This is a genomic window from Burkholderia glumae LMG 2196 = ATCC 33617, assembly GCF_000960995.1.
In the GTDB taxonomy this organism is placed as follows: Bacteria; Pseudomonadota; Gammaproteobacteria; order Burkholderiales; family Burkholderiaceae; genus Burkholderia; species Burkholderia glumae.
The window spans coordinates 537,639-557,299 of record NZ_CP009434.1 but is presented as its reverse complement, the minus strand read 5'-3'; the positions used below and the strand labels follow the sequence as shown (position 1 = coordinate 557,299).

12 protein-coding genes and 1 pseudogene are annotated in these 19,661 nt (G+C 71.9%); 10 read left to right on the top strand and 3 right to left on the bottom strand.

Translation table 11 applies throughout. The features are described from left to right. Positions 1 to 4 precede the first annotated feature (4 nt). Positions 5 to 1,240, top strand: coding sequence for a cellulose synthase complex periplasmic endoglucanase BcsZ (gene bcsZ, locus KS03_RS03715; protein ID WP_015878115.1), 1,236 nt, complete (start codon positions 5 to 7; stop codon positions 1,238 to 1,240). Then, positions 1,231 to 6,045 carry a cellulose biosynthesis protein BcsC gene (locus KS03_RS03710; protein WP_045678724.1) on the top strand — a complete coding sequence of 1,605 codons (4,815 nt, stop codon included), beginning with the start codon at positions 1,231 to 1,233 and terminating at the stop codon, positions 6,043 to 6,045. The genes bcsZ and KS03_RS03710 overlap by 10 nt, the downstream gene beginning before the upstream one ends. Positions 6,046 to 6,225: 180 nt before the next feature. On the opposite strand, the gene KS03_RS03705 is transcribed toward KS03_RS03710, so the two are convergent. Beyond that, positions 6,226 to 7,176, bottom strand: a complete 951-nt coding sequence (locus KS03_RS03705; RefSeq protein WP_015878117.1) for a LysR family transcriptional regulator — start codon at positions 7,174 to 7,176, stop codon at positions 6,226 to 6,228. Between the two features lie 99 nt (positions 7,177 to 7,275). Here KS03_RS03705 and KS03_RS03700 point away from each other — a divergent pair, with 99 nt between their 5' ends. The 3 genes from KS03_RS03700 to KS03_RS03690 all read left to right on the top strand — a co-directional run bounded on the left by KS03_RS03700 (position 7,276) and on the right by KS03_RS03690 (position 10,601). Then, entirely contained in the window at positions 7,276 to 8,688 is a 1,413-nt protein-coding gene (locus KS03_RS03700) for an MFS transporter (protein ID WP_015878118.1), read from the top strand. A gap of 180 nt (positions 8,689 to 8,868) precedes the next feature. Continuing rightward, positions 8,869 to 9,081: a hypothetical protein gene (locus KS03_RS03695; protein WP_127913879.1), complete on the top strand. Its 213-nt coding sequence runs from the start codon at positions 8,869 to 8,871 to the stop codon at positions 9,079 to 9,081. A 50-nt stretch (positions 9,082 to 9,131) separates the two neighbouring features. Beyond that, complete coding sequence (locus KS03_RS03690; protein WP_015878119.1) at positions 9,132 to 10,601, top strand: carbohydrate porin; 1,470 nt, start codon at positions 9,132 to 9,134, stop codon at positions 10,599 to 10,601. Between the two features lie 19 nt (positions 10,602 to 10,620). Here the strand turns inward: KS03_RS03690 and KS03_RS03685 are convergent, their stop codons facing one another. Together KS03_RS03685 and katG are read right to left on the bottom strand one after the other, a co-directional pair. After that, positions 10,621 to 11,808 carry an SGNH/GDSL hydrolase family protein gene (locus tag KS03_RS03685; RefSeq protein WP_015878120.1) on the bottom strand — a complete coding sequence of 396 codons (1,188 nt, stop codon included), beginning with the start codon at positions 11,806 to 11,808 and terminating at the stop codon, positions 10,621 to 10,623. 150 nt (positions 11,809 to 11,958) lie between these two features. Then, positions 11,959 to 14,142: a catalase/peroxidase HPI gene (gene katG, locus KS03_RS03680; RefSeq protein WP_015878121.1), complete on the bottom strand. Its 2,184-nt coding sequence runs from the start codon at positions 14,140 to 14,142 to the stop codon at positions 11,959 to 11,961. Positions 14,143 to 14,514: 372 nt separating this feature from the next. Here katG and KS03_RS32605 point away from each other — a divergent pair. The 5 genes and pseudogenes from KS03_RS32605 to KS03_RS03655 all read left to right on the top strand — a co-directional run bounded on the left by KS03_RS32605 (position 14,515) and on the right by KS03_RS03655 (position 19,631). Then, positions 14,515 to 15,169, top strand: a pseudogene (locus KS03_RS32605) (LysR family transcriptional regulator). A 332-nt stretch (positions 15,170 to 15,501) separates the two neighbouring features. After that, entirely contained in the window at positions 15,502 to 16,284 is a 783-nt protein-coding gene (locus tag KS03_RS03670) for an ABC transporter substrate-binding protein (protein WP_015878122.1), read from the top strand. Positions 16,285 to 16,484: 200 nt separating this feature from the next. Next, on the top strand, positions 16,485 to 17,600 hold the full coding sequence (locus KS03_RS03665; RefSeq protein ID WP_015878123.1) for a succinylglutamate desuccinylase/aspartoacylase family protein: 1,116 nt from the start codon (positions 16,485 to 16,487) through the stop codon (positions 17,598 to 17,600). Between the two features lie 409 nt (positions 17,601 to 18,009). Continuing rightward, positions 18,010 to 19,167 carry a porin gene (locus KS03_RS03660; protein WP_015878124.1) on the top strand — a complete coding sequence of 386 codons (1,158 nt, stop codon included), beginning with the start codon at positions 18,010 to 18,012 and terminating at the stop codon, positions 19,165 to 19,167. 203 nt (positions 19,168 to 19,370) lie between these two features. Beyond that, on the top strand, positions 19,371 to 19,631 hold the full coding sequence (locus tag KS03_RS03655; RefSeq protein WP_015878125.1) for a DUF2866 domain-containing protein: 261 nt from the start codon (positions 19,371 to 19,373) through the stop codon (positions 19,629 to 19,631). Positions 19,632 to 19,661: the final 30 nt, after the last annotated feature.

Below are 19,661 nucleotides of genomic sequence, written 5' to 3'. Positions count from 1 at the left end.
GGCGATGCGTGTCCTGTTCCAGCGCGGCTGCGGCCGCCCACGTCCTGCGCGGCGCCCGCTCGCCGCACTGACCACCGCCGTGGCCGGCCTCGGCGCCTGCCTCGGCGCGGCCGGCGCCGGCCATGTCGAGGCCGCGCCGCCGGCCGCGGCCCACCCGCAGCCGGCCGCCGCGCGCTGCGGCGACTGGAGCGCCTACCGCGCCTTCATCGCGCGCAACGTGCAGCCCGACGGCCGCGTGTTCGACGCGTCCACCCCGGCTCAGCAGTCGACCTCGGAAGGCCAGTCGTATGGCCTGTTCTTCGCGCTGGTGGCCAACGATCGCGACAACTTCGAGCGCATCCTCGGCTGGATCCGCGAGAATCTGGCCGGCGGCCATTTCAGCGCGCGCGACGTGCGCCTGCCCGCCTGGCTGTGGGGCCGCAAGGGCGGCGCGTGGGGCGTGCTCGATCCGAACTCGGCATCCGACTCGGACCTCTGGATCGCCTACGACCTGCTCGAGGCCGGGCGCCTCTGGCACGTGCCCGACTACACCGCGCTCGGCACCGCGCTGGCCGCGCAGGTCGTGCGCCGCGAGGTGGTCGATCTCGCCGGGCTCGGCCCGATGCTGCTGCCCGGCCCGCAGGGTTTCGTCAACGGCGACGTCACGCGCCTGAATCCGAGCTACCTGCCGCTGCCGGTGCTGCGCGGGCTCGCCACCCAGCTCGGCGGCGACCCGTGGAACGCGCTCGCGAGCAACGGCCTGAAGCTGGTGGCCGGCGCCTCGCCGCACGGCTTCGCCCCCGACTGGGCGGCCTGGCGCGCGGGCCAGGTGGTGGTCGATCCGAAGACCGGCGACCTCGGCAGCTACGACGCGATCCGCGTCTATCTGTGGGCCGGCCTCGCGAATCCGGCCGATCCGCTCGCCAAGCCCTGGCTCGACGCCGTGCGCGGGATGGCCGCGCGCGTGGCGCAGACCGGCGTGCCGCCCGAGAAGGTCGCGGTGGCGACCGGCGTCGGCAGCGGCGAAGGCCCGCTCAGCTACTGGGGCGCGCTCGCGCCGTACTTCGCCGCGCTCGGCGACACGCGCGGCCTCGCGCTGGCACGCTCGCGCCTGACCGCGCTCGACGGCGAGGTGCCGGGCCACGAGCCGGTCTACTACGACCGCGTGCTGGGCCTGTTCGGCGCGGGCGCCGTGGCCGGCCGCTACCACTTCGACGCGAGCGGCCGGCTGGTGCCGGCCTGGAGCAAGGCATGCCGATGAAACGCGCTCAGGCCGTCCGGCGCGCGCCGGCGCGCGCCCCCGCCCTGCTGCTGGCGCTCGCGCTGGCCGCCGGCGCCTTCACCCACGCCCCGCGCGCGGCCGCGGCCGCCGCCGACCCCGCGCTGCAGGCCCTGATCGATCAGGGCCGCTACTGGCAGGCGCACGGCCGCGGCGACCTGGCCGAGCAGGCCTGGAAAAAGGTGCTCGGGATCGACGCGAAGCAGCCCGACGCGCTGCTCGGCATGGGCATGGTGATGGCCGACCGCAAGGAAGGCGCCCAGGCCGCGTCCTATCTCGAACGGCTGCGCCGCAGCGCGCCGAACACGCCCGGCATCGACGAGCTGGGGCGGCGCCTCGGCCAGTCCACGCCGCGCGACCAGACCATCGACGACGCGCGCCGCCTCGCCCAGTCGGGACAGAGCGCCTCGGCCGTGCAGCAGTACCAGAAGGCGATGAGCGGCGCGCCCGCCACGCCCGAGCTGCGGCTCGAGTATTACCAGGCGCTCTCGGCCACGCCGCGCGGCTGGGACGAGGCGCGCAAGGGGCTCGAGGCACTCGCGCGCGAGAATCCCGACGATCCGCGCTACGCGCTCGCCTACGCGCAGCACCTGACCTACCGGGACGTCACGCGCCGCGAGGGCATCGCGCGGCTGCAGCAGCTCGCCGACGACGCCAAGGTCGGGCAGCAGGCGCGCGAGAGCTGGCGCCAGGCGCTGCTATGGCTGGCCGCGCGGCCGTCCGACCAGCCGATGTTCGACGCCTACCTGAAGCTCGCGCCGAACGATTCGGCCGTGAAGGCGCGCTACGACAGCATGGTCATGCAGGGGCAGGCCGGCAGCCAGCGCAGCGCCCGGGAGCAGGCCCAGGACGCACGCGGCCGCGCCGTGGGCGAGGGCTTCGCCGCGCTCGACCGCAACGATCTGGCCACCGCGCGGGCGCGCTTCACCGCGGTCTTGAGCAGCGCGCCGAACGACAGCGACGCCCTGGGCGGGCTCGGCATCGTCGAGCTGAAGCAGGAGCATTTCCGCGAAGCGCGCGACGCGCTCGAGCGCGCCTCGCGCACGGGCGATCCGACGCGCTGGCGCGAGGCGCTCAAGAGCGCCACCTACTGGACCTACACGAGCGAGGCGCTCGGCGCGCAGAGCAACGGCGACCCCGCGAAGGCCAAGTCGCTGTTCGAGCGCGCGATCGCGCTCGACCCGTCGGAAGTCAGCGGCGAGCTGATGCTCGGCGAGCTGCTGCTCGGCAACCACGATCCGCGCGGCGCCGAGCAGGCCTACCGGATGGCGCTGCGCCGCCAGGCCGACAATCCCGATGCGATCCGCGGCCTGGTGGGCGCCCTCGCGGCGCAGGGGCGCGGCGACGAGGCGCTGCAGTTCGCCAACCAGCTCACCGCCGAGCAGCAGGCGAGCGCGGGCGGCCTCGACAGGCTGCGCGGCACCGCGCTCGCCGCGCAGGCGCGCGCGGCCGAGGCCCAGGGCGACCTGGGCCGCGCGCGCAGCCTGTTCGAGGAGGCGCTGGTCGGCGACGCCGACGATCCGTGGCTGCGGCTCGACCTGGCGCGCATCTACGTGCGCCAGGGCGCGGTCGCATCGGCGCGCAGCATGATGGACGGCCTGCTCGCCGAGCATCCCGACATGGTCGATGCGCAGTACGCGGGCGCGCTGCTCGCCGAGCAGACCCACGACTACGGCAACGGCCTGCGCCTGCTCGAACGGGTGCCGGCCGACAAGCGCAGCGCCGCGATGGGCGAACTGCAGCACCGGCTCTGGCTCGGCCAGCAGGCCGAGCTCGCGATGCAGATGGTCAGGCGCGGCCAGACCGGCCAGGCGATGGCGCTGCTGCGCGCGGCCGAGCCGGTCGCGCAGGGCAACCCGGCGCTGCTGGGCCAGCTCGCGGGCGCCTATCTGGCCGCCGGCGACACGGGCCGCGCGATGGCGCTGGTGCAGGGCGCGATGGCGTCCGCGCCGGCCGACGCCGGCCTGCGCCTGCAGTACGCCAACCTGCTGTTCGCGAGCCACCAGGACGCGCTGCTCGGCGAGCAGATGCAGCGCCTGCACGCCATGCCGCTGAACGCCGAGCAGCGTGCCGAGCTGGACCGCATCGATCTCGCGATCGTGGTGCGCCGCGCCGATCTGGTGCGCACCAGCGGCGACCTGGCGAGCGCCTACGCGGTGATCGCGCCGTGGCTCGCGGCGCTGCCCGACAACCCCGACCTGCAGGCCGCGCTCGGCCGGCTCTACACCTCGGCCGGCGATCCGGCCAACGCGCTGACCTGCTACCGGATCGCGCTGGCGCGCCGCGCCGACGATCACGGCCTGCAACTGGCCACGCTCTACGCGGCCACGGGCGCCAAGCAGTGGCGCTATGCCGAGCAGATCGCGAAGCTCGCGCTGGCCGGCGCCCCCGACGACCCCGGCACGCTGGCCGCGGTGGGCCGCATGTATCGCGCCGAAGGCAACCTGACGCTGGCCGCGCGCTACCTGAAGCAGTCGCTGGTGGCGAGCTCGACGCCGCCCGCCGGGCGCGTCGCCGCCGGGCCCGTGGCGAACGTGCCGCGCGGCTGGGAGGCGCTGAGCCGCCCGCTCGGCGCGAACCCGCTGCCCGGCACCAATCCGTTCGAGGGCCGCGCCGCCGTCGACACCACCGGCGCGCCGGATTCGGCCGGCGCGGCCGCCGCCGCGGCCGCCAATACCTACGCGCCCGCCGTTCCGTCGTCGTTTACTCCTTCGTCACCCGTACCGATCGTGCCTGCCTATCTGCCTGCCGCGCACCCCGCGCCCTACGTCGCGCCCTACCGGGCGCCCGCCGGTGTCACCCCGGGCAGCCGGGCACCGGCCGCGTCGGCGGGCGCCGCCGGCGCCGCGGACAGCGCCGGCTACGGGCCGGCCGCCGCCGCGGGCGGCGAATCGGGCGGCCCGGCCGCGCGGCCGCTGCAGCCGTATTCGCAGTACGCGCCCGGCGCGCCGGCGCAGCCCGATGCGCCAGGCTATGCGCAGCAGGAATACGCCCCGCCGCAAGGCGGCTACCCGCAGCAGGCTTATCGGCAACCGGGCTACGCGCCGCAGGGCTATGCGCAGCAGCAGGGCTATCCGCAGCAGGGCTACGCCGCGCAGGCTAACCCGCCGCCCGCCTACGCGCCGCAGTCTTACGCGCCGGCGCCGTGGCCGATGTCGCCGGCCGCGCAGGCTGCCCAGCGGGACGCCTACCGCCAGCCGGCCGCCAAGCGAGGCGCCGCGCGCAGGCCGGCCAGGGCGAATCGCGCCGCGCAGCAGCCGGCCTACGCGCAGGGCGGCTATCCGCAACCGGGCGATGCGCAGCCAGCTTATGCGCCGTACCCGCAGCAGGGCTACGCGCCGCCGTACCCGCAGGGGGGCTATCCGCAGGGCGGCTATCCGCAGCAGCCGGCCTACGCGCCAAACGGCTACGCCCGGCAGCCCTACCCGGCGTACAACCCGCAGCCGCCGTATCCGCAGCCGGCCCAGGGGCCGGACTACATTCCGCCGCCGCCCGCCGGCTACGCCCAGCCCTACGCGCCGGCCGCGGTCGCCGCCGAGGCGGCGCCGCAGCCGTCGGCGAACCCGCAGACGGTGGGCGTGGCCGACGAGCTCGCCGCGATCAACCGCGAACAGTCAAGCTCGGTATCGGCCGGCCTGGTGTTACGCAACCGCGCGGGCGAGGACGGGCTCTCCACGCTCAACGACATCGAGGCGCCGATCGAAGGCCGCATCAAGGCCGGCAACGGCCACCTCGTGATCACGGCCACCCCGGTCACGCTCGATTCGGGCACCGGCGTCGACGACATCCCGACCCACGCGCGGTTCGGCTCGGGTCTCTCGCAGACCGCCTCGCCCGCCGGCGGCTACGGCTCGCAGACGGCCATGGGGGTGGGCGTGTCGCTCGGCTACGAAACCAAGTCGATCAAGGCCGACCTGGGCTCGACGCCGGTGGGCTTCCGCTACCAGACCGCGGTGGGCGGCCTCGAGTACCACGGCGGCTTCAACGACAAGGTGTCGTACTCGCTCGCGGTCACGCGCCGCGCCGTCACCGACAGCCTGCTGTCCTACGCCGGCGCGCGCGACGCCGCCACCGGCCAGCAGTGGGGCGGCGTGACCAAGTCGGGCGGGCGCGCCGCGCTCGGCTGGGACGACGGCACCAACGGCCTCTACGTGAACGGCGAGCTGATGTACTACGCCGGCCATCACGTCGCGAACAACATCGGCGGCAAGGCGGGCGGCGGCTTCTATACGCGTCTGTACAAGGACGCGCAGCAGACCCTGACGGCCGGCGTGAACGCGACCTGGATGAGCTTCGACAAGAACCAGTCGTACTTCACCTACGGCCAGGGCGGCTACTTCAGTCCCCAGCAGTACGTGATCCTGAACATTCCGCTCGAATACGCGGGCCGCAGCGGGCCGTTCACCTATGACCTCAAGGGCTCGGCCGGACTGCAGCACTACCGCCAGAACGCGGCGCGCTACTTCCCGCTCGACCCGGGCCTGGACAGCAGCGCGGCCGCCAACCGCAACGCCGCGACTGCCGCCAATCCCACCTTGGTGCTCGATTCGAACGCCGTCTACCCGGGGCAGAGCAAGACCAGCTTCTCGTACTCGCTGTACGCGAGCGGCGAGTACCAGCTCGCGCCGCAGGTGGCGGTGGGCGCGATGGCCTCGTACGGCAACGCCTACCAGTATCGCGAGTGGCTCGCGGCCGTCTACCTGCGCTACAGCTTCACGCCGCAGTCGGGCGCGCCGCTGTTCCCGCCGCGCAAGTTCAGCTCGCCGTATCTGGCCGATTCGGACTAACGGCGCGCCGCGTTCGAGGCCCTGCCGAATCGCGCCGCGCCGACGGCCGGCGCGACGGGGCAGGGCACGCCGGCTGCCGCCTTCGGCAAACGGGCTGGCCGAGCCCGCTCGATCTCGTCGCGCCGGCGCCGCCGACGGCGCCGGCCGTGACGAGCAAGCCCAGGGGGCATCGGGGCTGCCTCACCGACCGGCCGGGCCGCCGGCACGATCCGGCGCGACCGCGTCCACGAGTTCGACGAAGCGCGCGACGCAACCGGCCGCGCAGGGCTCGCGCCACGTCACGGTCTGTTCGATCATCAGAGGCGCCGCCGCGAGCGGCACGTAGGCCACCCCGGGGCGCTGCAGCGCCGCGGTGAAGCCCGGCACGATGGCGATGCCGCGCCCGGCGGCCACCAGTGACACCAGCGTGGTGATCTGCGAGGCGGTGGCGCCGCAGCGCGGCGTGAAGCCGGCCCGCGCGGCCAGCGTGTCGAGCGCCGCGTTCAGCGCGGAGCCGTGTTCCGGCACGAAGGTGACGAAGGTCTCGCCCGCCAGCGTCTCGAACGCGAGCGCGCCGCGCCGCGCCTGCTCGCCGTGCGCCGGCACCGCGGCCACCAGCGGCTCGCGCGACAGCACCCGCGAGCGCAGCGGCTGGTCGGCCGAAGCAACCGGCTCCGTCCGCCCGGGCCGCGTCGCAGCCATCGCCCAGCCGAAGCCGAGGTCGAGCGCGCCGTCGGCGATCTGCTGGCGCTGGTGCGTGGTCGGCGCCTCGCGAAACACCAGTTCGATCTCGGGCATCGCCTTGCCCGCATCGCGCACCAGGTTCGAGAACGCGTCCGACATCGGGATCGAACTCGCGTAGCCGATCACGATGCGCCCGATCATGCCCTGCGCGAGCTTGCGCGCGGTGGCCTCGGCCTCGCCGGCCGCCTCGATCACGGCGCGCGCGCGTTCGAGGAACAGCGCGCCCTCGCGCGTGATCTGCACCGCGCGGGTGGAGCGTTCGAGCAGGCGAATCCCGAGCTCGCTCTCGAGCGCCGCGATATGGCGCGTGAGCGGCGGCTGCGCGATGCGCAGGCGCTGCGCCGCGCGGCCGAAATGCAGCTCGTCGGCGACGGTGACGAAGTAACGGAGTCGGCGCAGGTCGAGCATGGTGGTGGTTCCGGTATCAACGGCGACGAAAACGGTATTGGCGCGCGCCGCGCGGCGTCGTCAGACTGTCGGCTGGACCTGACGGGACATAGCGTTTCCATGAGCGACAAGACGACGACTCGCGCCGCGTTTTTCCTATGCGGCTTCGCGGCCTTCCTGAATCTCTATTCGACGCAGGGCATCCTGCGCGAGCTGGCCGCGGCTTTCGCCGTGAGCGCCGAGCGGGCCGGCCAGGGCGTGAGCGCGACCACGCTGGCCGTCGCCATTATCGCGCCGTTCGCCGGCACGCTGAGCGCGCGCTTCGCGCGCCGCCGCGTGATCGCGTGGGCGGCGATCGCAGTCGCGCTGCCGGCGCTCGGCTGCGCGCACGCGGACGGCTTCGGCGCGTTCCTGGCCGCGCGCTTCGCGGCCGGCGCGCTGGTGCCGTTCATCTTCGCGATCTCGATCGCCTACATCGGCGAGCTGTTCGGCCCGGCCGCGGCCACCGAGGTCGGCGCGCTGTTCGTGGCCGGCACCACGCTCGGCGGTTTCGCCGGGCGCTTCGTCACGAATGCGCTGACCGCGCTGCTGGGCTGGCGCCACGCACTCGACCTGGTCGCGCTGCTATGCCTCGCCGCCGGTCTCGCGATCCACGCCTGGCTGCCCGCCGCCGCGCCGCCGCCCGCGCCCGGCCCCGCCGCGCCGCGCCCATGGCGGCTCGTCACGCGCCCCGCGCTGCTCGCGTCGTTCGCGCTCGGCGCCTGCGTGCTGGCCTCGCAGGTCGCCACGTTCACGTTCGTCGGGCTGCGCCTCGCCGGCGCGCCGTTCCGCTTCACGACCTTCGGGATCGGCGCGATCTACGCGGTATTCCTGGTGGCGGTGGTGGTCACGCCGCTCGCGGGGCGCATGGCGGGCCGCCGCGGCCCGCGCGAGCTCGCGCTGGGCGCCGCGGCGCTGGCCGTCGCCGGCGCGCTGCTGACCCTGTCCGGCCAGATCACCGTGATCCTGCTCGGGCTCGCGCTCGGCTCGACCGCCGTGTTCGTCGAGCAGGCCTGCGCCAACGCGTTCGTCTCGCAGGCGGCGCCGGCCGCGCGCTCCACCGCGATCGGCCTCTACCTGTCGTGCTACTACCTCGGCGGCAGCCTCGGCTCGCTGCTGCCGATACCGGCCTGGCATCGCTGGGGCTGGGCCGGCTGCATCGCCTTCGTCGTCGCGGCGCAACTGCTCGTGGCAGTGCTGGCGGCGCGGTTCTGGCGCGCGCCGCGTGCCGCGGATACGCCGGCGGCCATCGCGCATGCCGGCCCCGCGCGGCGCGGCAGCCGAGCCACGGCACGTGATTTTCCTGTTGCACGCTTCGCGCCTCGGAGCATAGAATCCGCCGTGCCCGGCAGCAACGCACGCGATACGCACGCCATGCGCGAAGCGCCGCCACGGGCTCGCCCGTTCACTTCCGAGAAATCAACGGTAACCATGCCTAGCAGCGACAGTTGTCCGCCGGCCCCGACCGGCGACCTGAGCCACCGCACGCGCTAGCGACCACAGTCTTCTGTCGCCGCTGCCCGTGTGATTCGAGCAGCGCGCGCCTTGCGAACCCGTCCCGGGTCCGTTCCGCCGCCCGCTTCCATCCCGTCGTCCGTCGCGCCCGCCGCGCGACGGCAGGATCGCGTTCGTTCGCGATTCACCCGAGCCAGCCGGCCGGAGGATTCGATGTACGTGAAGCAGTTCCTGTTTGTTTCGCATTCCTATTTGCGCCAGCGCGACGACGCGCTGTGCGGCTGGCCGGCCGCCGAGCCGCCCGCACCGCCCTGGCCGCCCGCCAGCGGCGGCCAATCCTGTCATGACCGGCAGACCGGGATGCCGGCCCGCGACGAGCCGGCGCTCGCCGTCCCGAATCCGTCACGACAGCCGCCGACACTAGCGGGTTGAGCACCGCTGCTGTCATTCGTCAAACAAAAACCTGCGTTCCCCTACCAGCCATGAAAACACTCGTCCGTCATCTCCAGTGCGCGTTACCGCCATGCCGGCTCGCGGCATCGCCGGCCGCGCTGCGCCGCGCGGCCGCATCGGCCGCGCTCGTGTCGGCCTGCGCCGCCATGCAGGCCGCCGCCTGCGCGCAGGATGCGCCCGGCACGCCGCCCCCGGCCGGCGGCGCCACGCCGGCCGACGGGCTGTGGCAGCGCGCGACGCTGTTAGGCGACCTCGGCGGCCTGCGCGGCGCGCTCGGCAACCACGGCATCACGTTCACGCTGCAGGAGACCAGCGAATACCTGGGCAACCTCGCCGGCGGCACGCGCCGGGTCGGCGCCTACGACGGCCTGACCCAGGCCGCGCTGAGCGTGGACACGAGCAAGCTGTTCGGGCTGGCCGGCGGCACCTTCAACGTCAGCGCGCTGCAGATCCACGGCACCAACCTGAGCTCGCGCGCGCTGTCGGCCTTACAGAGCGCGAGCGGCATCGAGGCGGAAGCGGGCACGCGGCTATGGGAGCTGTGGTACGGGCAATCGATCGCCGGCGGCGCGGCCGATGTCCGCCTCGGGCAGCAGAGCGTCGATCAGGAGTTCATGGTCAGCCAGACCGCCAGCACCTTCATCAACGCGACGTTCGGCTGGCCGGTCCTGCCGTCGGCCGATCTGCCGGGCGGCGGCCCGGCCTATCCGCTGTCGGCGCTCGGCGTGCGCGTGAAGGCCCAGCCGACCCGCGCGCTGACGCTGCTGGCCGGCGTGTTCGACGGCTATCCCGGCGGACTCGGGCAGGCCGACGCGCAGCGCGCGAACCCGCACGGCACGAACTTCAACCTGCACGACGGCGCGCTCTGGATCGGCGAGCTGCAATACGCGCTCAACGGCCAGCCGGCGGGCGCGCCCGATGCGCAGCCCGATGGCCTGCCGGGCACCTACAAGCTCGGCGTCTGGTATCTGAGCGGCGCGTTCGCCGATCCGCACGTCGACACGAGCGGCGGCTCGCTGGCGGCGCCGGGCTCGAACGGCATCGCCCGCACGCATCGCGGCGACTACGGCGCCTATGCGATCGCCGATCAGATGGTGTGGCGCTCGGCGGCCAACCCGTCGCGCGCGCTCGGCGTGTTCGTGCGCGTGATGGGCGCGCCGGACGACCGCAACCCGATCGACTTCTCCGCGCAGGCCGGCGTCTCGCTGAAGGCGCCGTTCGCGGGACGCGACAACGACACGGCCGGCATCGCGCTCGGCTACACCAATGCGACGCTGAACGTGGACGGCGTGACGAGCGATCTGGCACGACCGCGCCGCGTGAATGAAACCGTCTTCGAGGCGACCTATCAGTATCAGGTGGCGCCGTGGTGGACGCTGCAGGGCGACCTGCAGTACATCGTGCGGCCGGGCGGCGGGTACGACGCCCCGGCGGGCGGCACGGTCAGGGCGATCGGCAACGCGTTCGTGGCCGGCGTGCGGACCGTGGTCAGCTTCTGAGCGAGCCGCGCGGCGGCGCTTACGCGTCGAACCCGCCGCCGCGGCCGAACACGCGCGCGGTAAAGCGCTCGGCGATCCGGCGATGCGCGGCGCCATCGGGATGCAACCGGTCGGGCAGCGGCAGTTCGGCAAAGTCGTCGCGGCCGTACAGGTCCAGGCCGTCCAGATGGAACAGCCGCGCGTCGTCGGCCGCGCGCTGCTGCACGACCCGGCGCAGCACGTCGCGCACCACGGTCAGCGTCAGCTTGCCGGCCGCGCGTTCGGCCGGGTCGCCGCTCGCGCGAAACGCCAGCTGGCCGGCCGTCAGCGCGGCCGGATCGAAGGCGCCCGGCCCCGGCGTGTCCTCGTGGATCGGACAATAGATCGGCGACACCACCAGCAGCGGCGTGTCGGGATGGCCGTCGCGAATCGTGTCGAGAAAGCCATGCACGGCAGGCGCGAGCGCGCGCAGCCGCATCAGGTCGGCATTGACGAGATTGATGCCGAGTTTCAGGCTGATCAGGTCGGCACGCGCGTCGCGGATGGTGCGCGCGACGAACGGATCGAGCAGCGCGCCGCCGCCGAAGCCGAGGTTGACGAGCTCGACCCCGGCCGCCGCCGCGGCCAGCGCCGGCCAGATGCCGGTGGGGCTCGCCGCGTTCGAACCCTGGCTGATCGAGCTGCCGTGATGCAGCCAGACGCGGCGCGCGCCGTCGTCGCGCGCATCGATCGCCTCGAGCGGCGCATCGGCGCGCAGCGCGACGAGCCGCGTCGTCTCGTTGTGCGGCAGCCAGATCTCGACGCGCTTGTGGTGCGCGGGCAGGCCCGCGAAGCGCAGCGTGGCGGCCGGCCCCGCCTGGTGCGTGGCGGCCCCGCCGCCGGGGTCGAGCACCACGTGCTCGCCGCCTTCGGCGCTGGCCTGCGCGAACAGGCAGCCGTCGACGAGCAGGTCGTAGACGCCGGGCGGCCGCGCGGGCACGCCGGCATAGCGGTAGCGGGTGGGCAGCGTATCGAGTTCGAGGCGCGTGGCGCGCGTGCGGAACACCAGCCGCACGCCCGAGGGCTGCGCCTCGACCATCGTCAGTTGCGGATCGGCGCACTGCGCGCGCGCCCAGGCGGGCAGGCGGTGCAGCACGACGCCGCGTGCGGTCGGCTCGAGCTCGAACGCGCCGCGCACGAGCGCGTCGCGGATCGGCACCTCGATCCAGGCGGGCATGGCATTCGTCATGGGGCGTCGCGCCGCGCGGGCGCTCGAAATAAAAAACGGCCGATCCCCGGATCGGCCGCCGCGTGGCATGCGGCCGGGCCAGCCGGCCCGGCCGTGGCATGCGGCCGGGCCAGCCGGCCCGGCGCATCTTACACGTTCACTGCGTGGCGCTCACTTCTTCACGTCGTAGCGATCGAGGTTCATCACCTTGGTCCAGGCCGCCACGAAGTCGCGCACGAACTTCTGCTGCGAGTCCTCGCTCGCGTAGACCTCGCAGATCGCACGCAGCTGCGCGTGCGAGCCGAACACCAGGTCCACGCGCGTGCCGGTCCAGCGCACGGCGCCCGTCTCGCGGTCGCGGCCTTCGTACTCGTCGTTCGCCTCCGACACCGGCCGCCACTCCGTGCTCATGTCGAGCAGGTTGCGGAAGAAGTCGTTGGTGAGCGCTTCCGGACGATCGGTCAGCACGCCGTGCTTCGCACCGCCCACATTCGCGCCGATCACGCGCAGGCCGCCCAGCAGCACCGTCATTTCCGGCGCCGTCAGGGTCAGCAGCTGGGCCTTGTCGATCAGCAGCTTCTCGGCCGGGATGGTGAACTTGCCCTTCAGGTAGTTGCGGAAGCCGTCGGCCACCGGCTCGAGCACCGCGAACGATTCCGCGTCGGTCTGCTCGGCCGTCGCATCGACGCGGCCTGCCGTGAACGGCACCGTGATCACGAAGCCGGCCGTCTTCGCGGCCTGCTCGACGCCCGCGTTGCCGGCGATCACGATCAGGTCGGCCAGCGACACCTGCTTGCCGCCCGCGGCCGAGCCGTTGAAATCGGCCTGGATCTTCGCGAGCACGTCGAGCACCTTGGCGAGCTGCGCCGGCTGGTTCGCCTCCCAGTCCTTTTGCGGCGCGAGGCGGATGCGCGCGCCATTGGCGCCGCCGCGCTTGTCCGAGCCGCGGAACGTGGAGGCCGAGGCCCAGGCGGTGGACACCAGCTCCGACACCGACAGGCCCGAGGCCAGCACCTTCGCCTTCAGCGCGGTCACGTCCTCGTCCTCGATGAGCGCGTAGTCGCGCGCGGGCAGCGGGTCCTGCCACAGCAACTGCTCGCTCGGCACTTCCGGCCCGAGGTAGCGCGACACCGGACCCATGTCGCGATGGGTCAGCTTGAACCAGGCGCGCGCGAACGCGTCGGCGAACTCGTCGGGGTTCTCGAAGAAGCGGCGCGAGATCTTTTCGTAGGCCGGATCGGCACGCAGCGCGATGTCGGAGGTCAGCATCGACGGCGCGCGGCGCTTGTTCTTGTCGAACGGGTCGGGCACGCTGTTCGCCCCGGCGCCGCCCTTCGGCTGCCACTGATGCGCGCCGGCCGGGCTCTTGGTCAGCTCCCACTCGTAGCCGAACAGGTTCCAGAAGAAGTTGTTGCTCCACTTGGTCGGCGTGGACGTCCAGATCACCTCCAGCCCGCTGGTGATCGCGTCCGCGCCCGAGCCCGTGCCGTAGCTGCTCTTCCAGCCGAGGCCCATCTGTTCGAGCGGCGCGGCCTCCGGCTCCGGCCCGACGTGCGAGGCATCACCGGCACCGTGGGTCTTGCCGAAGGTGTGGCCGCCCGCGATCAGCGCGACCGTCTCCTCGTCGTTCATCGCCATGCGCGCGAAGGTCTCGCGGATGTCGCGCGCCGAGGCGAGCGGGTCCGGGTTGCCGTTGGGGCCTTCCGGGTTCACGTAGATGAGGCCCATCTGCACGGCCGCGAGCGGGTTCTCGAGTTCGCGGTCGCCGCTATAGCGCTTGTCGCCGAGCCAGGTCGTCTCGCTGCCCCAGTAGATGTCCTCGTCCGGCTCCCAGGTGTCTTCGCGGCCGCCCGCGAAGCCGAAGGTCTTGAAGCCCATCGATTCGAGCGCGACGTTGCCGGTCAGCACGATCAGGTCGGCCCACGAGATCTTGCGGCCGTACTTCTGCTTGACCGGCCAGATCAGCCGGCGTGCCTTGTCGAGGCTCACGTTGTCGGGCCAGCTGTTGAGCGGGGCGAAACGCTGCTGGCCGCCGCCCGCGCCGCCGCGGCCGTCGGCCGTGCGGTAGGTGCCGGCGCTGTGCCATGCCATGCGGATGAAGAACGGGCCGTAATGGCCGAAGTCGGCCGGCCACCAGCTCTGCGACACGGTCATCAGCGCGCGCAGGTCCTGCTTCACGGCGTTGAGGTCGAGGCTGTTGAAGGCGTCGGCGTAGTTGAAGCCCTCGTCCATCGGGTCGGACAGGGATGAGTGCTGATGCAGGATCTTCAGGTTGATCTGGTTCGGCCACCAGTCGCGGTTCGACGTGCCGCCACCGGCTGTGTGGTTGAACGGGCACTTCGTCTGAGTCGACATCTGTATTCTCCTTTGATCGCAAACGCTCGACGGCCCGTGGGGATGAAGGCCGGATTGTCCGTGAATACTAATGGCTGCGCCCGCCGAGCGGAAATAGGTTTAATTGATTGCCGGAAATCGGAAAAACTAATGCGTGCCGCCAGGCAGCGCTCAGCGTAGCCGGCGCGTGTCGAAACCGGCGGGTCCGCGCACCGGCTCTCTGCGTCGCATCAAGCCTCGCCGGCACCGCGCCGCGCAGGCCGCGCGCGAGGAGCCCGTCTCGCCCGTTCGCGCCCGTTCGCGCCCGTTCGCGCTGAGGCTGCAACACTGCTGCGGACCGTTTCAACGGCACGCATTCGCCCCCTCCTGAAGCTCGTGCAGCGGCAGGCCTAGATGGCCGCCGCGCATCATCGCAGCCCGCACGCCGCAGCGCGCGCACTCGGCGTCACGCAGCCGGCCATCACGCCCACGATCGGCGAGGTCGAGCATGCGCTGCCGCGGGCGGCGCAACAGCTCCGCGCGACGATGCGCGACGCGCTCGCGCAGCCGGGCAACGGCGCGCCCGCGATCGCCGCGAACCACCCTCTGCCCGCACTCGACCGCGAGTTCACGCAGATGCCGCTGCTGTCCACCGGGTTCGTGATCGTGATGCGCGCCGGGCACCCGCTCGAAGGCGCGCAGCCTCGCCGAACCGCTCGACGCCGAATGGGGCGTGACGGTGGACGCCGGCGCTTTCCCGCAAGCACGATGATGTCGAGCTTCGTCAGCCACGGGCTGCCGCTGCCGGCGCGGCGGCTACGTGCGCCCTCGTCGCCCTCGGTCACGCTCGGTCACGCTCGGGCCGGTATCGCGCCCGGACCTGATCGGCTGCTTGGCCACGCCGCTCGCCGACAGGGTCGCGCCGCCCGGCATCCGCATCGCCGCGATCGGGAAGACGCTGCCGGCCTACGCGCCGTCGATCATTTCGCGGCGCGATTGGCTGCCGACACCAGCCGTGGCGCAGTTCGCGGCCGGTCTGAAACAGGCGGCCGCCGACGCGCTCGATTGAGGCATGCGGTCGCACTCACGAGCCGCCCGGCACCCGATACCGGCCGTTCAGTGCCGATTCCAGCCGGGTTCCGGCGCATTTTCGCCCCACCCCACCCACATCATTTCCGAATTCGCAACAAAATGCGCGCCAAGCCTGGCGACGCGGGGCGCGCAGGGCAAGTCGGGCTATCCGGGCTTGTCCTAGGAGCCCGCACGGCTTTTTGTCTTGGTAATCTTCCGCGAACGCTCGTCCATATCGGGCGGGGGTCCGAGTCAGCCCGGCCGCTGCGGCGCCGGGCGAAGCGCACTGCGGCACGACCGCGCGCAAACCACGTACAACGAGGAGTCATAGTGAAAAAAGTTCTGGCGGCCCTGACGGTTGCCCTGCTTGCCGTGTCGGCAGGCGGCGCCTACGCAAAAGACTGGTCGACGGTGCGCTTCGGCGTCGACGCGAGCTACCCGCCGTTCGAATCGAAGGGCGCGGACGGCAAGCTGGTCGGCTTCGACATCGACCTGGGCAATGAAATCTGCCGCCGCATCGCCGCGAAGTGCGTCTGGGTCGAGAACGACTTCGACGGGTTGATCCCGGCGCTGAAGGCCCGCAAGTTCGACGGCGTGCTGTCGTCGATGTCGATGACGCCGCAACGCGCCGAACAGATCGCCTTCTCGGACAAGCTGTTCAACACGCCGACGCGCCTCGTCGCCAAGAAGGGCTCGAACATCCTGCCGACGGCCGCCTCGCTGAAGGGCAAGACGGTGGGCGTGGAGCAGGGCACGATCCAGGAAACCTACGCGAAGACCTACTGGGCACCGAAGGGCGTGAACGTCCAGCCGTACCAGAACCAGGACCAGGTCTACGCCGACCTGCTCTCGGGCCGCCTCGACGCCACGCTGCAGGACGCGGTGCAGGCCGAGATCGGCTTCCTGAAGACGCCGCGCGGCGCCGGCTACGCGTTCGCCGGCGGCGACATCGACGATCCGAAGACGCTCGGCGAAGGCGCCGGCGTGGGCCTGCGCAAGGAAGACACCGACCTGAAGGCGAAGATCGACGGCGCGATCGTCGCGATGCGCAAGGACGGCACCTACGACAAGATCGCCAAGAAGTACTTCGATTTCGACGTCTACGGCAAGTAAGCACCGCCTCGACGCGTGCGCCGACGGGCCCTGCGGGGCCCGTTGTCATTGGCGCGGGCGCCGCGCCCCCGCCGCCGTGCCGCGCGCCGCGACCGGCCCCGGGCCGGCGCCCGATTCCACCCGGCGGCCCCGCGCAACGTACAATCGTCGTTCCCCGTCTCGAACGAACGCGCCGCGGCACCGCCGCCCGCTCCCCGATCATGCAAACGCTGACCCATCCGCTGATTTCCCCCGCGCTCGGCACCGAGCGCCATCTCACCAGCTTCCATTACGGTCCGCGCAGCGGGAAAAAGATCTACATCCAGTCGTCGCTGCATGCCGACGAGCTGCCCGGCATGCTGGTGGCCACGCTGCTGCGCCGCCAGTTCGCCACGCTGGAGGCGGCCGGCAAGCTGCGCGACGAGATCGTGGTGGTGCCGGTGCCGAACCCGATCGGCCTCGCGCAACACGTGTTCGGCGACCATCTCGGGCGCTTCGAGCTCGGCTCGATGCAGAACTTCAACCGCAATTTCCACGATCTGGCCGCGCTCGTGATGCCGCGCGTGGAGGGCCGGCTGACGGCGGACCCCGCGCGCAACCTGCTGGCGGTGCGCGAGGCGATGCGCGAGGCGCTCGACGAGCAGAAGCCGCGCACCGAGCTCGACTCGCAGCGCCTCGCGCTGCAACGCCTCTCGTATGACGCCGACGTGGTGCTCGACCTGCATTGCGACAACGACGCGGTCATGCATCTCTACACGAACCCGGACCTCTGGCAGGACGTCGAGCCGCTCGCGCGCTATCTCGGCGCGCAGGCCTCGCTGCTCGCGCTGAACTCGGTGGGCAACCCGTTCGACGAGGTGCACAGCTTCTGCTGGTCGGAGCTGCGCGAGCGCTTCGGCAGCCGCTTCCCGATCCCGAACGGCGCGATCTCGGTCACCGTCGAGCTGCGCAGCGAGCGCGACGTGAGCTACGAGCTCGCGCAGCGCGACGCCCAGGCGATCGTCGAGTTCCTGACGCTGCGCGGTTCGATCGAAGGCACCGCGGCGCCGCTGCCGCCGCTCGCGCATCCGGCCACGCCGCTCGCCGGCACCGAGCCGCTGGTCGCGCCGGTGTCGGGCGTGCTGGTGTTCCGCACGCCGGTGGGCGTCGTGGTCGAGCCGGGCCAGGAAATCGCCGACATCGTCGATCCGCTGACCGACCGCGTCGTCACGCTCAAGGCCAGCGTGCGCGGCGTGCTCTACGCGCGCCAGGTGGTGCGCTTCGCCACGGCCGGCATGGAAGTGGCGCGCATCGCCGGCGCGACGCCGTTTCGCAGCGGCTCGCTGCTGTCGGCCTGACGCCGGCCGCCGCCGCGCGGCACGGCGCGGCGCGCTCGATGCTGGCGGCCGCCCCGCGCCTCGGCACGCCGGCGCGATCCTGCGCGCGCAGCGCGATCGGGTTCGCGCAAGTCCGCCGCTTCTGATCCTCGATCTCCTCCTCGACGCGCGAGCCCGCCCTTCAGGGCGTAATCATGATTGATCGCGGCCGCGCACGCCGGCGCGCCGCCGCTCAAAAGCAGACGCGCGGCCGTCATATTCGTTGCGGGTGCAACCGCCGGGCGCGGCTGTGGCGCGGGCGCGACAGGTCTGCACGATAAGCGCGGCTGTCATATTCGCTTCCCCGCGCGCCGATACAGTTCGCCCCGTTCCCTTCAAGACGCCCTCAAGAGCGCGGAACCGCATACCTTTATTTCGCTCGGAGATTGCTTTGAACAAGAAACTGTTGACCACCGCCATCCTGGCCGCGACGGCAAGCGCCGCGCACGCACAAAGCAGCGTCACGCTGTACGGCGTCATCGACGCGGGTATCAGCTACGTTAACCACAGCAAGAACGCCGCCGGCGGCTCGAGCAAGCTGTTCAAGTACGACGACGGCGTCGCGCAAGGCAGCCGCTGGGGCCTGCGCGGCACGGAAGATCTGGGCGGCGGCCTGAAGGCGATCTTCGTGCTCGAGAACGGCTTCAACAGCGGCAACGGCACGCTGGGCCAGGGCGGTGCGATGTTCGGTCGTCAAGCCTACGTCGGCCTGTCGAAGAACGACATGGGCACGGTCACGTTCGGCCGCCAGTACTCGTTCTCGACCGACATCCTCGGCTCGAACTACTCGACGGGTGGCAACACGGTCGTCGGTAACTACGCCTACCACGTCAACGACATCGACCAGCTGACCTCGAGCCGCATCAACAACTCGGTCAAGTTCCAGAGCGCGAACTACTACGGCTTCACGTTCGGCGCGTTGTACGGCTTCTCGAACCAGGCCGGCGCGTTCGCCGGCGCGAACTCGACGACGGCCGGCACGACCACGACGGCCGGTTCGTCGCGCGCGTACAGCTTCGGCCTGAACTACGCGAACGGCCCGGCGTCGATCGGCGCGGCCTATACGGACATCCGCTTCCCGGCACAGGCCTCGCCGGCCTTCTCGACCACGATCGCGAATATCGGCACGGGCACGGTGCGTGACCTGCGCACGTTCGGCGTCGGCGGCCGCTACGTCTGGGGCCCGGCAACGGCATGGCTGCTGTGGACGAACACGCAGTTCGACGCGATCAACTCGTTCGGCACCAAGTACAACGCCTACGAAGCGGGCGTGAAGTACGCCCTGACGCCGGCGCTGTCGGGCGCGGTGGGCTACACGTACTCGAACGCGACGCAGAACAGCCAGTCGTACCACTGGAACCAGGTGAACGGCACGGTCGACTACGCCCTGAGCAAGCGCACCGACGTCTACGGCCTGGTGGTCTACCAGCAGGCTTCGGGCCGGGGCGTGCAAGCGCAGATCGGCTCGAGCACCGGCTACTTCAACACCTCGGGCTCGGGTTCGAAGAACCAGGTCGCCGCCCGCATCGGTATCCGTCACAAGTTCTAAGCATCTGCTTCACTCGCGCAGTGCGACGGCAGAACGTCCCGCCTCTCGGCGGGACGTTTTTTTTTGCGCTTTAAGTTTCATTTAATTCTGGATTGAGAGCATCCTCTCACCCCCCCTGTTGGCCGCCTGAGCATCGGCGGCGTTTTTTTTGCCCGCGCGCCGGACGGCCATCGCCCCCGGGCGGAACAGGACTGGAGGAAACAATGATTGAAGATATCGTGTTCAGCCACCTCCCGACGATCCTGACACGCGAGCACGCGTATCCGGTCCAGAGTTGCCGCGTGTCGGTGGCGATGCAGCGGCCATGGGGCCGCCCCTACCGGCTCGTCGAATGGACCATGCACCTCGACGCCCCGGCGCGACGGCGCATCGTCCCGGCCGAAAGCACCGACATCGAAATCGCGGAAGCCGTGGCCTCGCATGTGCCGGGCCGGCTCTACGAGGACGGCGCCTCGCTGCTCTGAGCACCGCGCCGGACCGGCGCGACGAGGCGC